The organism is Scytonema sp. HK-05 (genome assembly GCF_963872035.1).
GTDB lineage: Bacteria > Cyanobacteriota > Cyanobacteriia > Cyanobacteriales > Nostocaceae > Kalymmatonema.
The window spans coordinates 1-12,250 of the sequence record NZ_CAWMYC010000043.1; the positions used below are offsets into that span (position 1 = coordinate 1).

14 protein-coding genes are annotated in these 12,250 nt (G+C 45.1%); 5 read left to right on the forward strand and 9 right to left on the reverse strand.

Features of this window, described 5'->3' with window-relative positions; all coding sequences use genetic code 11:
* Window positions 1-179: 179 nt before the first annotated feature.
* Both AACT52_RS07325 and AACT52_RS07330 read right to left on the reverse strand, forming a co-directional pair.
* Window positions 180-554, reverse strand: coding sequence for a PIN domain-containing protein (locus AACT52_RS07325; protein WP_073636451.1), 375 nt, complete (start codon window positions 552-554; stop codon window positions 180-182).
* Window positions 555-581: 27 nt separating this feature from the next.
* The gene (locus AACT52_RS07330) at window positions 582-1,043 is read right to left on the reverse strand and encodes a helix-turn-helix domain-containing protein (protein WP_073636452.1); all 462 of its coding nucleotides are present in this window, start codon (window positions 1,041-1,043) and stop codon (window positions 582-584) included.
* Window positions 1,044-1,246: 203 nt separating this feature from the next.
* On the opposite strand from AACT52_RS07330, the gene AACT52_RS07335 reads away from it, so the two are divergent.
* Together AACT52_RS07335 and patX are read left to right on the forward strand one after the other, a co-directional pair.
* On the forward strand, window positions 1,247-3,058 hold the full coding sequence (locus AACT52_RS07335) for an FAD-dependent oxidoreductase (RefSeq protein WP_073636453.1): 1,812 nt from the start codon (window positions 1,247-1,249) through the stop codon (window positions 3,056-3,058).
* Between the two features lie 105 nt (window positions 3,059-3,163).
* A complete protein-coding gene (gene patX, locus AACT52_RS07340; protein WP_073636454.1) occupies window positions 3,164-3,376 on the forward strand; it encodes a heterocyst-inhibiting protein PatX in 213 nt (70 codons plus the stop codon).
* Window positions 3,377-4,375: 999 nt separating this feature from the next.
* Here patX and AACT52_RS07345 read toward each other — a convergent pair.
* The 4 genes from AACT52_RS07345 to AACT52_RS07360 all read right to left on the reverse strand — a co-directional run bounded on the left by AACT52_RS07345 (window position 4,376) and on the right by AACT52_RS07360 (window position 7,957).
* On the reverse strand, window positions 4,376-4,981 hold the full coding sequence (locus tag AACT52_RS07345) for a hypothetical protein (protein ID WP_233154246.1): 606 nt from the start codon (window positions 4,979-4,981) through the stop codon (window positions 4,376-4,378).
* A complete protein-coding gene (locus AACT52_RS07350) occupies window positions 4,972-6,222 on the reverse strand; it encodes an RNA-guided endonuclease InsQ/TnpB family protein (protein ID WP_233154247.1) in 1,251 nt (416 codons plus the stop codon). The genes AACT52_RS07345 and AACT52_RS07350 overlap by 10 nt, the downstream gene beginning before the upstream one ends.
* A 216-nt stretch (window positions 6,223-6,438) precedes the next feature.
* Complete coding sequence (locus AACT52_RS07355) at window positions 6,439-6,825, reverse strand: ferritin-like domain-containing protein (RefSeq protein WP_233154248.1); 387 nt, start codon at window positions 6,823-6,825, stop codon at window positions 6,439-6,441.
* A gap of 76 nt (window positions 6,826-6,901) precedes the next feature.
* Entirely contained in the window at window positions 6,902-7,957 is a 1,056-nt protein-coding gene (locus AACT52_RS07360) for a class I SAM-dependent methyltransferase (RefSeq protein ID WP_073636455.1), read from the reverse strand.
* Between the two features lie 488 nt (window positions 7,958-8,445).
* Here AACT52_RS07360 and AACT52_RS07365 point away from each other — a divergent pair, with 488 nt between their 5' ends.
* On the forward strand, window positions 8,446-8,646 hold the full coding sequence (locus AACT52_RS07365) for a hypothetical protein (protein WP_069349180.1): 201 nt from the start codon (window positions 8,446-8,448) through the stop codon (window positions 8,644-8,646).
* Window positions 8,647-8,765: 119 nt separating this feature from the next.
* Here the strand turns inward: AACT52_RS07365 and glnA are convergent, their stop codons facing one another.
* Window positions 8,766-10,181: a type I glutamate--ammonia ligase gene (gene glnA / locus AACT52_RS07370; protein ID WP_073636456.1), complete on the reverse strand. Its 1,416-nt coding sequence runs from the start codon at window positions 10,179-10,181 to the stop codon at window positions 8,766-8,768.
* A 365-nt stretch (window positions 10,182-10,546) separates the two neighbouring features.
* Here glnA and apcB point away from each other — a divergent pair, with 365 nt between their 5' ends.
* On the forward strand, window positions 10,547-11,056 hold the full coding sequence (gene apcB, locus AACT52_RS07375; protein ID WP_073636457.1) for an allophycocyanin subunit beta: 510 nt from the start codon (window positions 10,547-10,549) through the stop codon (window positions 11,054-11,056).
* Between the two features lie 91 nt (window positions 11,057-11,147).
* Here the strand turns inward: apcB and AACT52_RS07380 are convergent, their stop codons facing one another.
* The gene (locus AACT52_RS07380) at window positions 11,148-11,351 is read right to left on the reverse strand and encodes an SDR family oxidoreductase (RefSeq protein ID WP_083630822.1); all 204 of its coding nucleotides are present in this window, start codon (window positions 11,349-11,351) and stop codon (window positions 11,148-11,150) included.
* Between the two features lie 107 nt (window positions 11,352-11,458).
* Here AACT52_RS07380 and AACT52_RS07385 point away from each other — a divergent pair, with 107 nt between their 5' ends.
* Window positions 11,459-11,593 carry a hypothetical protein gene (locus tag AACT52_RS07385; RefSeq protein WP_272937156.1) on the forward strand — a complete coding sequence of 45 codons (135 nt, stop codon included), beginning with the start codon at window positions 11,459-11,461 and terminating at the stop codon, window positions 11,591-11,593.
* Here AACT52_RS07385 and AACT52_RS07390 read toward each other — a convergent pair.
* Window positions 11,581-12,250, reverse strand: a 670-nt coding sequence (locus AACT52_RS07390; RefSeq protein ID WP_143173011.1) for an aldehyde dehydrogenase family protein, incomplete at its 5' end; no start/stop codon positions are given. The two genes, AACT52_RS07385 and AACT52_RS07390, sit on opposite strands and share 13 nt — an antisense overlap.

Sequence of the window (12,250 nt, forward strand, 5' to 3'; positions counted from 1 at the left end):
TTGAATTGGGAAGCCCACACCCTATCTGTACTCAGATGGATGTTGGGTAGTTCACTTAACAAAGTCAGTAGTTCGGCAAAAGTCAACGGGCGTCTTTTATACTTTTGAGCCTGTTGACGTACGACTTCAACCATTTCTTCAGGATAGTCGTCGAATAAGTGACTCAAAAACTCATCTGGTCAAAATGCTTTGATTTCCCACGGTGTCAAAGCGTTAGCATCGAAGTCTGTGAGATTATGGGTGACAATGATACTAGCCTTAGCCATTACCGCAGCAGCAAGAACATGACGATCCTTAGGATTATTCGTCATAACTGCTTCTAGTTCTGCAAGCACTGTAACCATTGCTTCCGGAAAGGCTGCTTTCAATGTTTGCTGAAGATTCTGAGCTTGTTCAACGGATACTTTCCCTTTGAGGATGAGGTTGCTCATTGCTTCATCTAAGATGTTCTGCGACCAATAAGGTACGTACAAACCAGCTTCAGCAGTAGATAGCAAGGTATCGCGTAGATACATCGGAAACAAGACACAGGCATCTAGGAGAGCGCTGGGCATAGTAATTATACTCTACTAATGTCACAATTACTCTTCATCCTCATACAAGCCAGCTTCTTCGCTCATCTCAATAAGCTCCTGAAGTGCTTGCCGACGTTTACTATCTCGCTGTTCCTTATATTTCATCAAATCCTGGAAAGGAACTCGTCGATGTGTTCCCACTTTGATATGAGGAATTTCTCCCTGCTCTAGTAACTTAACTAGATAAGGGCGTGAGACGTTAAGAAAGTCTGCTGCTTGTTGTGTCGTCATTTCACAATTTTCCGGAATTATAGAGATAATCCGACCTTTAACAAAAGCTTGAACGACATGATGCAACACCTGATGAAGCGACTCAGGAATATCAATTTGCTCTCCATTGGCTCCTAGTAGTTTCACTTTGGAGCCTTCTGTTTGTAGTATGCGCTCTAGTTCCTTGAAAGTTTGAGCTTCTTTTTCTTGAGCTACGACTGACTCTACTGATGCACTATTCCCCAATATGATGGTCATGTTTGGTATTTGGGTAATTTTTGCCAAGTTACAATAATCATTGTATTACATAAACGCAATAGACTAAATCAGGCAATCAATCTTGTCTGTGTGAGGAAAGTGCCTAACATTCGCGGTAATCATATCAAGTCCGCATCTTTTGCCCTAGGGACTGGAAGTCGTGGCTACAGGAAAATTATCAGCTATTTACCAGAGGTGAAGCGATGGTTAATCAAACATACACAGCCGATGTCTTAGTCGTCGGAGGCGGAACAGGAGGAACAGCCGCCGCCATCCAAGCAGCGCGACGAGGGGCAAAAACTATCCTGGTGAGTGAATTTCCTTGGTTAGGGGGAATGCTAACCTCAGCCGGAGTATCTGCGCCGGATGGCAATGAATTAGAAGCTTTTCAGACAGGGTTATGGGGTGCCTTTTTACGAGAATTGCAGCACCGACAGCCGGGAGGATTAGACAATTGCTGGGTCAGCTTTTTTAGTTACGATCCCCGTATTGGGGCACAGATTTTTGCAGATTGGGTGCAGGAATTGCCCAACCTGCTTTGGATTACAGGACAAGTGCCGTTGGAGGTTTTCCGCCAGGGAAATTGCCTAACCGGCGTTCGGTTTGCAGATTTTACTGTTAAAGCCAAAGTGACTCTAGACGCGACAGAATTAGGAGATTTGCTAGCTTTAGCGCAAGTGCCATTACGCTGGGGCTGGGAATTGCAGTCTGAGTGGAGAGAACCCAGTGCCCCAGCGAAGCTTGATAATATCACACAAAGATATCCAGTGCAAGCCCCCACTTGGGTTGTGATCATGCAAGATTTTGGGGAAGCGATCGCCCCAGAAATTCCCGCCGCGCCTCACGACGATCCATCACAGTTTGCTGGCGCTTGGGATGACTATGGTGCAGAACAATTTTTGAATTACGGTCGCTTGCCAGGAGGTCTATTTATGATTAACTGGCCCATTCGTGGCAATGACTATGGCAAAGGATTGGGGCGATTGATACAAACAGAAGAAACGCGGCGCGAATTTCTTCAAGAATGCCGCTGGCACAGCCAAAATTTTGCCCGTTTTATCCAAAATCAAGTTGGTCGTCGCTACGGTTTAGCACCAAATATCTTCCCCCACTCTCCCTCCCTCCCTTTCTCCCTCTCTCCCTCCCTCTCTCCCTCCCTCCACTCCTCCTTCGCCCTTCACCCCTACTACCGGGAAAGCCGTCGTCTGGTAGGACTCACGACTGTGCGAGAACAGGATATTTTGCCAATGGCTGGAGGTATAGTTGCATCTTTGAATGAAGATGCAATTGCTATTGGTAACTATCCTAACGATCACCATTATCCGGGTGTCGAGTTTCAGGTTTCACCTAAATCTATCCTTTGGGGAGGACGGAGGACGGGAACTCCTTTCACAATTCCTTACCGTTGTTTAATTCCTACAGAAACAGATGGTTTATTAGTATGCGAAAAGAATATTTCTGTCTCACACATTGCGTCGGGGGCAACTAGATTGCAACCTGTAGTCATGGGTATTGGTCAAGCTGCGGGAATGGCTGCTGCTATCTGTATTGAATTGAATTTAAGCCCTCGCAATCTGCCTGTGAGAGTTCTTCAAGAAGCTTTATTGAAAGATAAATATGCCGCAGCGGCAATTATTCCATTATTGAATATGCTACCAAACTTTCCGGATTGGTTGCACTGGCAATTGTATTATTTAGATAACCCAGAATTATATTCAGTTAATGGCAATTGCCCTTTCTCATCGCCTCCTCAATCTTATTACATTGATGGCGATCGCGTAACTCTAAGGAAGACTTCTTCTTTCCAGGGCATCTTTTACCGAATAGCTGAGCAAGATTACAAATTCACTATCACTGCGCCAAGTAAATACAAGGGGCAAACTTGGCAGATTGTGACTTTGCGATCGCACATACACGAGCAGTTGCAAACCTTTTGTGAGCAGCAACTGCTCACAATTTGGGGTCGAATCAATCACGCTCTCAATTGCTTAATAGTTGAAAATCTCAGCACATGAGCAAAATTTATGCAGTAAAAAAAAATACTATTTTATAAATTATCCGGATGCAGTAAAGAAAACTCAGTATCAGTGAAATGGAGAGTTCAAAAATAGACATTTGCTATGCGTGCTGCCATTTCATTTTTAATCACAGGATTGTTATTTGGCTCCTTAGCTGTTAACAGCCAAGCACCTGGTATACACTTATCCAACTCTGGCTCACAACAGTTGATGTCGGCAAAAGACAATACCAAAAAGCCTTCTCGCAGCGGCTACAGAGGTAGTGGTCGCATGAAATTGATGAAATATGTCGAGAGTACAAATTCTGCTGTCTAACAACTCGAAGTTAATGCTATTTGTTGCGGTGGCAATCCTCTTGTAGCAAGGAAATTAAAGTTCGCTCAAACAGGGTGTTATATTTAACACTTGTGTACCACCATTCTTAGCAGAGATGTAACACTAAAGATACAACAAAGCTAAGGAATAGCCCGGTATTTTATCCGTGAGCTTCTGTATACCTAGTCAGCTGTCAACCCTTGCATCGAAATGCTCGCGCAAGTTAGCTGTCTGTTTTGCAAGCATGAAGAGCTACTTAAATAAGCAGGAAATTCTCGCTCGCAACCTTCAAGTTATCTCTTGAAAGGTGTTACTTGGGCTGTTGGTTCAGCTATAGCCCATGTGGTTCAGGTATTATGACTATCAACAAATTTGTGAGCGTACTGCAACCTGTCTTTAGACAGGTTGTAGGCGATGGGCTGATATGAGCAACAAAGAACCCACAACTCAGTTATCAGAACTCGGTTGGGAGTTACGACTGGGTGGCAAGTAAGGAACAGTGAACAGTTCTAGCAATTTTCATTTCGATGAAATACAACTTCTTGTAAGGGCGAACAGCCTCTTCGAGAGGGAGCATCCCAAATCCGCAAATATGCCCCACACGCTCTAGCCAATACGCTTGGTGATAAGACCAAAACCATTATCAACACGTCTATGTAGAGACGTTGCATGCAACGTCTCTACAGGTGTGGAATAAGACGGCACATTCGTGCCACGCGCTCGTCCCTGAGTCCTTACGGACACGCGCTCGTCGCTTTGCGACATGCACTCGCGTTCGCGTTCACGAACGCGAGTGCGTGCGCGAAGCGCTCAGTGTGCGCTTTGCGCTTACAGGACACGCGCAAGGGACGCTATCACCAACAATCCTTAACAGCAACCGTATTGGGCTCTAAGCTTGGGGCTATACGCTAACGCATGAAACAGCTTTTTGGATAAATTTTGGTAAAAAATAGGGTGGACATTGCCCACCCTACTTATAGAACAGGTGCCTCGCCTGTTCTACACCGTCGTTTTCTGGGAGTTATTTTGCATCCCTTTCAAACCGTTAAGGAACATTGGCACAAACCTTTCCATCAATGCCTGGGGGTCTCGCTTCCAAACTCGCTGAACGACATCAATGCGAGTCATTTGCAAATCTGGCGCTAGCAGAGTTTGCGGTAAGCGTTCCATCAGGTATTGGGGACGTTCCCACATCGGCATTGTGTTTGCCACTTCTAGCAGGTTGGCAACTCTACGCAGTTCTGCACCCAAGGTGATATCCATACCTGCTTCAAAGGCTGCTTGTTCAATTGCAGCGTATTTCCGCTTTGCTTGCTCAACCTTTTGCCGATGTTCTGGGCTTTTATCCGCTAATTGCGCTAACCAACGATTACCCCAACGAACGTGTCCTGCTTCCTCCGGCAGAATTTTTTCAATCGTTTCGCGGATTTTGATGTTTTCTTCAGTTTGCGGCGCTTGCTTGAGGGCGTAAATGTGTGCCGAGAAATACTCACAGCCCCGTTTTTCGGTGACGTTAATTCCAGCAAGTAACGAAATTAAAAAATCGTCGAGGTCTTTGGTTGGATCTTTTTGTTCGCGGTCTATTAGCCTATGAACTACGCACATCCGCCTATGGCTGAGATATGCGTTTCTGACGCTTCGTTTGAGTAACTTGCTTGAAACTTCCGCACTCCTGTAGAGGTTGACTCCGAAGCGCCTGTAGAGGACAGTTCCTGCCCCCTTGCGTAATTTAGCATTACCATTGCTGCTGCAACATCCCTATCGCATTGGTAGCCACACTCAGAACAATAATGCACTCTTTCTGCTAATGTTTTCTTTTTCTGATGACCGCAATTCGGGCAAGTTTGAGAAGGCTTAACTTTTTGTGTTGGAATCTCAACATAAAAACCGCCTGCCTCAGTAACTTTATATTTAATCAAGTCTTTGAGGTTCCCAATTCCCACGTCAAGCAATGAACGATTAAGTCCTGACTTTTGACGTTTTCTCTTGCCTTTAGACTTACGAGTCATCCCCTTAAGATTTAACTTTTCAGTCGCTACCAAGCTATTACAGCTAACTATTTGTGTAGAGACTTTATGTTGCCAGTCTTGTCTTTGTCTAGCAACCTTGGATTGTATTTTAGCTACTGCAAGCGATGCTTTTCTCCAGCGTCGTGAAGGTTTCACACCCCTGTTTGGTGGTCTTTTTCTACGACTGGTTTTAGCTATTTTGTTGATTTTACTTTGAGCAACTTTAACAAATCTAGGATTCTCAATTATATTGCTATTAGAGTCAGCAATTGCGTGGTGAGTCCCAAAATCTAAACCAATAGCACCTGTATCAGTTTGGGGACGAGTTGGAACACAATCAATAGTGATTGAAGCGTACCATTTCCCTTGCTTAAATATGATTGTGCAAGTTTTAGTCTTACCCCAATCTCTAGCCTGACCACGCATTTTAATGTTACCCAAATTAGATATTTTTAGATAACCATTCTTGCCGTTTGTGTAAGCTTTCCACCCTGCTGAACAAGGATAAGTCCATCCTTTATAATGGCGGCTTGATTTAAACTTGGGATACCCAGACTTAAGTTTAAAGAACCGCTTAAACGCAAAATCTACGCGTTTAACAGTGTCTTGCAATGCATGACTACCAAGCTCTTTGTACTCTGACCAGTATTCTTTAAACTCAGGTAGACAATTTTGTTGGTCAAAGTAATCTACTGATTTATTGAACTTTTTATATGAAGTTTTACGATGTTCAACACAAGCGTTGTATAAATCTTTATGCAAACGCTTCCAGTAGTGCATTTTATCAGATTGTATCTTTGAAGGATAAAGCCTGAAAGTAATTCGCTTGGTAGCCATAGCAATCGACCTTTGCTTGTGCTTACGTTAATATCATGATAGCACATTGAAAGCAAATTGACAGCTATGAAACAAGTAACAACACGGATATCAGATAGAGAATTTGAACACTTGCAAAAATATTGCGAGATATCAGAAAGAACTCAATCAGACATACTTCGTGAATTAATACGAAAATTGTCAATCAAAGGGGCATTGAACCCCATTGATTGACCGCTATACGAACCCAGTCCGCTTTGCTGAGACTGGGGACTGCCGCGATGAGCGTTCAAACTCGTCAATATAGGAAGAGCCTGGAGGCGTTCCCACTTTCGCTCCCAGTTCCACTAACAGATCAGTCAGCCACATGGCATGACGGGCTTCATCTGAAATATGGTGAGACAAATCCCGTACTAGCTCCGGTGGCTGTCCATCGAGTTCTTCAATGATTTCAGTGAGGTCTTTGCAACTGCGTTGCTCGGCGTAGCGGTAGCGGTTGAGAGTGATCAGGTGGAGTTCGCGATCGCAATCATGCGGGTGCTCTGCACCATCGCGAACTACCTGTTTCAAGATGTCCCTTGCGCCTATAGCGTTCTGAAATTTGCGTGGGTAGGCAACAGCCATAACTTTTTATGAGAGTTATGTTAACTGGTATTAATATTAGCTTAGTTTTTTGTTGCTACCGTAGCGTTTCTTTACATCAAGCAGGCTTTCGAGCAATGAGATACTTGCTCATAAAGTGAACTTGCATATCAATATTTTCAAAGCCTGCTTTCTCTAAACGCTCTACCAAATCATCAGTCGTGTAATGTTTGTAGTAAGGTTCATGGAAAGTTTCCTGGAAGTTTTCCATTAAAGGCTCCATTTCAGGTGAATCGCTCATTTGAATAGAGTCGCAAATAATAAAGATTCCCCCTGGTTTGGTCACCCGGTAACATTGCTCTATCACCTGTTGACGTGCTGCTGGGGGTAGCTCATGGAAGAGGAAAACTGAAGTCACAGCATGGAAATAGTTATCCAAGTAGGGTAACTCTTCCGCATTTGCTTGTAAAAGTTGCGGTAATTCTCCTGGAAGTTGGGATAAAAGTTCATTTGCTTTACGCAAATAAGTTGGTGACAAATCTGTCCCAAATAGAGATGCTTGAGATAAAGCTGCTCGAATCAACTTTAAAGTACGACCAGTTCCACAAGCGACATCTAGTATACGTACTTGGCGTGGTGGCACATCACTAAAAACTTTTAACCCTTCTTTAAGAGGAGCCAGAATGCGCCGCCGCATTGGATCAGCTGAACCACCAAACAGAAGTTCCACCTGCAAGTCATACAGATTGGCTGATAATTCACTCAAGTAGCCATCTGTTTGGTGATGGAAGTTCTGCACGTAGTAGCTGGGATAACCCTCAATGTCCACATTGGAGGAAAACTGTTGATATTTCTTTTGGTTAGCCCGCTCCCAGATTTGCGGTAAATCTAGCCACACGACTGGATAGTAGCGGAAAAACTCTTCCCAAGGGTTATCAAACAGTACACTTGTGGGATACACACCCCGCTCAGCATCCTGCCAATCAACTTCGAGCAGATTATTCAGCCTTTGTTGAAGTTTGGGTAAAATCTCAGTTGGTATAGGTTTGGTCTGCTGCTGACTAGGAGAGATGATGTTCATCAACCGCGTACTTAATATTTTGTGAGCCAGACCAAAGTAATTTTTGCCCTGTTGGAAAGTCTGATAAGTCAGCTTCGTTAAAGTGTCAGACATGAGAATCGCTTAAGCTTTTGTTACGTTCTTCTCTACAAATTTAATAATTATAACTAAAGAATCATGAATCTTAAGAAAGGTTTATGTAATAAAGCGAAACCAATCTTGAGAAAGATGTAACAAAAAAGCAGGATTTATGGGGTTCTCTCCTGTGCCCCCAACTCCGGTTCTCCTCCGCTTCTTCGATGACCGCTTACCCCTCGGGGCTACCTTCGCTTCAGCCCCGAGGCGCACGCGGTTTCTGGTGGCATATCGGCTCAATGCCCTTCAGGGTGACGACCCCGTTAACCGAACGGTATTGGAAGCGCCCGTACCCTAAAGGCAAACCGCTCGGCGTCTATAGACTTCTCTTCATCTCCCCACGTCTTCTTGTTAACTTTTATTAAACCCAGCCATTCCGTAACTTTAGATACAGAATTTCTGTTATAGTAGAATCAATTAAGTCAGCTAATCTTAACATTACAAAAAAAATTACGGAGGACCTTACTATGTCTACTCAAGAAAAAGCTCGTGCTTTGATGATGCGTCATTATCAAATCATCAAAAATCGTCAACAATCGATGCTAGAGCGTACTGGTGAGGAAATAGGTCTTCCCGGAGAAGTCTCTACTTACTGGAACCCTACCCAAGGGAAAATCGACCCTACTGCTCGCATGACTTACGATCGCAGCAATGCGGCTATGAGTTAGGTGTCAAGATTGTTGAATTTTGTACAGATGCGATATATCGCGTCTCTACACCAAAAAAAGCCACCCAAGGCGGGTGGCTTTAGTTACGGTCTCAAAATGCTCTCAAATAGCGTTCTTAATTAAACATCGTAATAGAGGGCAAATTCGTAGGGATGAGGACGCAACCGCATTGGGTTGACTTCGTTATCTAGCTTGTAGGAAATCCAAGTTTGAATGAAGTCTTCGGTGAACACGCCTGGTTCTGTCAAGAAGGCGTGGTCATTCTCCAGTGCTTCCAACGCCAACTCCAGAGAACCTGGTGTTGAAGGAACTTTCGCCAGCTCTTCTGGAGAGAGTTCATAAATATTCTTATCGAGAGGTTGACCTGGGTCGATTTTATTCTTAATCCCATCTAAACCAGCGCATAGCATGGCAGCAAATGCCAGGTAGGGATTAGAAGTCGCATCAGGACAGCGGAACTCCAACCGCTTGGCTTTGGGGTTAGTACCAGACAAAGGAATACGGATAGAAGCAGAACGGTTCCCTTGGGAGTAAGCCAAGTTTACAGGTGCTTCATAACCAGGTACCAAGCGCTTGTAAGAGTTGGTGGTGGGGTTGGTAATTGCCAGCAGTGCTGGTGCATGCTTGAGGATACCGCCAATGTAGTGCAACGCCATGTCACTCAAGCCAGCATATTTGTCGCCAGCAAACAGCGGTTGACCATCTTTCCAAATGGACTGGTGGGTGTGCATCCCGGAACCGTTATCGCCAAAGATGGGCTTGGGCATAAAGGTGACGGTTTTGCCGTACTTCTTGGCTACGTTCTTGATGACATATTTGTAAGTCATCAGCCAGTCAGCAGCTTCGATCAACTTACCAAAACGGAAGCCCAATTCGCACTGTCCACCGGTGGCTACTTCGTGGTGCTGCTTTTCAATGGGTACCCCGCACTCTGCCATTGTCAGCAGCATTTCTGTACGGATATCTTGGAAAGTATCAGTAGGGGGAACTGGGAAGTAACCCTGTTTGTAGCCTGGTTTGTTACCCAGGTTAGGACCTTCTTCTTTACCAGAATTCCAACGACCTTCAACTGAGTCTACGTAGTAGTAGCCTTGGTGCGCGGTTTGGTCAAAGCGGACATCATCAAAGATGAAAAACTCGGCTTCAGGACCTAAGAAAGCTGTATCACCAATGCCTGTGGAAACCAGATAATCTACTGCTTTCTGGGCAATAACGCGGGGACAACGGTTGTACCATTCACCTGTCCGTGGTTCCTTAATGCTACAAATGATGCTCAGAGTTGGCTCTTTCATGAAAGGGTCGATCCAGGCAGTGTTGGGATCGAGTACCATCGCCATATCTGATTCATTGATGGCTTTCCAACCCCGGATACTAGAACCGTCGAAAGGTACGCCGTCTGTGAAGGAAGTTTCATCGATTTGGTTATGGTAAACCGTGAGGTGCTGCCAGGTTCCTGGCGTATCGATGAATTTCAGATCGATCATCTGAATGTTATTGTCCTGAATGCGCTTCAAGACTTCTTGTGGGGTTGTCATGGTTACTCCTTATCTGCCGATTTATTCATAGTAAAACTAGAGCGTTCAAAGCATGCTGACCCTGCTTGTAAATCCAAATCCATGAGACACCTAGAATATCGTAAGGATTTAAAATTGGAGTATTTTGTATTGGTTGTAACAAAACATCAGTTTAAAAGATTATGTTTAACCTTTCCTTAACTAGTTTTACAAAAGTAGACAGTTCATCTCGGAGGGGTCAACTTTAGCATAGAATCCTTAATTAGCGCTATAGATTGTTTTTGTGCTGGAGCTTCTTTGACAAGCGGCACTTTTAAGTTGCAGCTTTGCTAAAAGCAGTCAGATTAATATCAAACCATAGAAAGGATTGATTAGGAGAAAAAGGAATGCGGGATGCAGTGACAAGTTTAATTAAGAATTATGACGTTGCGGGTCGGTATTTCGACCGGAATGCACTCGACAGCCTCAAGTCTTACTTTGAAAGTGGTACGGCACGCGTGCAAGCAGCGGCGGCTATCAATTCAAATGCGGCGGCACTAGTCAAGCAGGCTGGTTCTAAGTTATTTGAAGAACAGCCCGAGTTAATTCGTCCTGGTGGGAATGCCTACACAACTCGCCGTTATGCGGCTTGTCTGCGGGATATGGACTACTACCTGCGCTATGCTACCTATGCTCTTGTTGCTGGCAATACTGATGTGCTGGATGAGCGTGTGTTGCAAGGGCTGCGCGAAACTTACAATTCTCTAGGAGTGCCAATTGGTCCAACGGTTCTCGGTATCCAAATTATGAAGGATATTGTGAAGGAGCAAGTGGCTGCAGCAGGTGTTGCCAATACGAGCTTTGTAGATGAGCCGTTTGACTATATGACTAGAGAGTTGAGCGAACAAGATATCTAAGTTGCTCTGTTGAGTTTAAAATAAGGCGAGTTTCCTTGGGGAAGCTCGCTTTTTTTACGAACCGCAAAAGCCCTCTTCGATGTATCCGAGTTTAAGCGCCGTGTCGTCCGCCTGTAACGCCATTATCTATAGCGAGAATTGCGCCCCTAACCCAACTTGCTTTATCACTTGCAAGGTAGAGTATTGCCTCTGCAATGCCCTGCGGCTGTGCATTGTGCCCCAAAGGATAAACACTGCTGAAGCGACTGAGTTCCTCCTTTGACACCACCGCCTCAAACCCAGGTGTCTCAACAATTGATCACAGCGAACTGCATAAGCTAGTTTTAGCTGCATTTAATAATTATCAGCAGAAATATATGAAACCATTCTCTAGCTCCCTTCTCGCATGAAGGGGGCTTATTTTTGGGCAAGGACCATAGGGGGATTGGCTTTGCCACTGCCCCTTGGGCAATGGCTACAATCGGTGAAGGCACGAAACAGCGATCGCTTTCGGGGACTCCAGATAGAGGTAGTGATTGGCTTTATCAGATGGGATAGGTACGCGGGGTATGCTGCACGGTAATCCAGTGATCGGTGGTGAACTCCTCAATCGCCCAATTGCCACCAAAACGTCCTATCCCACTATTTTTCTCGCCACCAAAGGGAGCATTCGGGAGGTCGTTTACCGTCTGATCGTTGATATGCGTCATCCCCGCTTGCATTAAGCGTGCGAAGCGCAGCCCGCGTCCCTCATCGCGGGTAAACACTGCACTCGATAAGCCGTACTCAGTGTCGTTCGCAACCTGCAAGGCTTCTGCTTCATCGCGGACTTTAATGATGGAGACGATAGGTCCGAACATCTCCTCACGCGCCACCGACATCTGATTGTTGACATCGACAAAGACGTGCGGCGGTAGCATTAGTCCATCAGGGTCGCCACCGAGTAGTTGACGGGCACCCTCCTGACGTGCTTGTTGAATGTGCTTGAGGTGTGAATTCAACTGAGCTTCATTGATGATAGGACCAATATCCGTATCCGGGTCGTTCGGGTCGCCCATCTTCAAATTACGGACGCGATCGACAAAGCGATCGACAAACTCGTCATAGACACGCTCATCGACGATCAGCCGATTTATCAAATCGCCGTAATACCCCATCCGCCTATGCGGTGGGGATGTAAGGCGGTGAGTGACGAAAGCATCTCTTCTTCTGTAG

What these genes read in the sequence shown, in the direction of transcription:
- patX (WP_073636454.1), top strand. Translation starts at nt 3,164, where the DNA reads ATGCGTGCTGCCATTTCATTTTTAATCACAGGATTGTTATTTGGCTCC.
- AACT52_RS07365 (WP_069349180.1), top strand. Translation starts at nt 8,446, where the DNA reads ATGTCTACTCAAGAAAAAGCTCGTGCTTTGATGATGCGTCATTATCAA.
- glnA (WP_073636456.1), bottom strand. Translation starts at nt 10,181, where the DNA reads ATGACAACCCCACAAGAAGTCTTGAAGCGCATTCAGGACAATAACATT.
- AACT52_RS07325 (WP_073636451.1), bottom strand. Translation starts at nt 554, where the DNA reads ATGCCCAGCGCTCTCCTAGATGCCTGTGTCTTGTTTCCGATGTATCTA.
- AACT52_RS07360 (WP_073636455.1), bottom strand. Translation starts at nt 7,957, where the DNA reads ATGTCTGACACTTTAACGAAGCTGACTTATCAGACTTTCCAACAGGGC.
- AACT52_RS07335 (WP_073636453.1), top strand. Translation starts at nt 1,247, where the DNA reads ATGGTTAATCAAACATACACAGCCGATGTCTTAGTCGTCGGAGGCGGA.
- AACT52_RS07350 (WP_233154247.1), bottom strand. Translation starts at nt 6,222, where the DNA reads ATGGCTACCAAGCGAATTACTTTCAGGCTTTATCCTTCAAAGATACAA.
- apcB (WP_073636457.1), top strand. Translation starts at nt 10,547, where the DNA reads ATGCGGGATGCAGTGACAAGTTTAATTAAGAATTATGACGTTGCGGGT.
- AACT52_RS07345 (WP_233154246.1), bottom strand. Translation starts at nt 4,981, where the DNA reads ATGTGCGTAGTTCATAGGCTAATAGACCGCGAACAAAAAGATCCAACC.
- AACT52_RS07330 (WP_073636452.1), bottom strand. Translation starts at nt 1,043, where the DNA reads ATGACCATCATATTGGGGAATAGTGCATCAGTAGAGTCAGTCGTAGCT.
- AACT52_RS07355 (WP_233154248.1), bottom strand. Translation starts at nt 6,825, where the DNA reads ATGGCTGTTGCCTACCCACGCAAATTTCAGAACGCTATAGGCGCAAGG.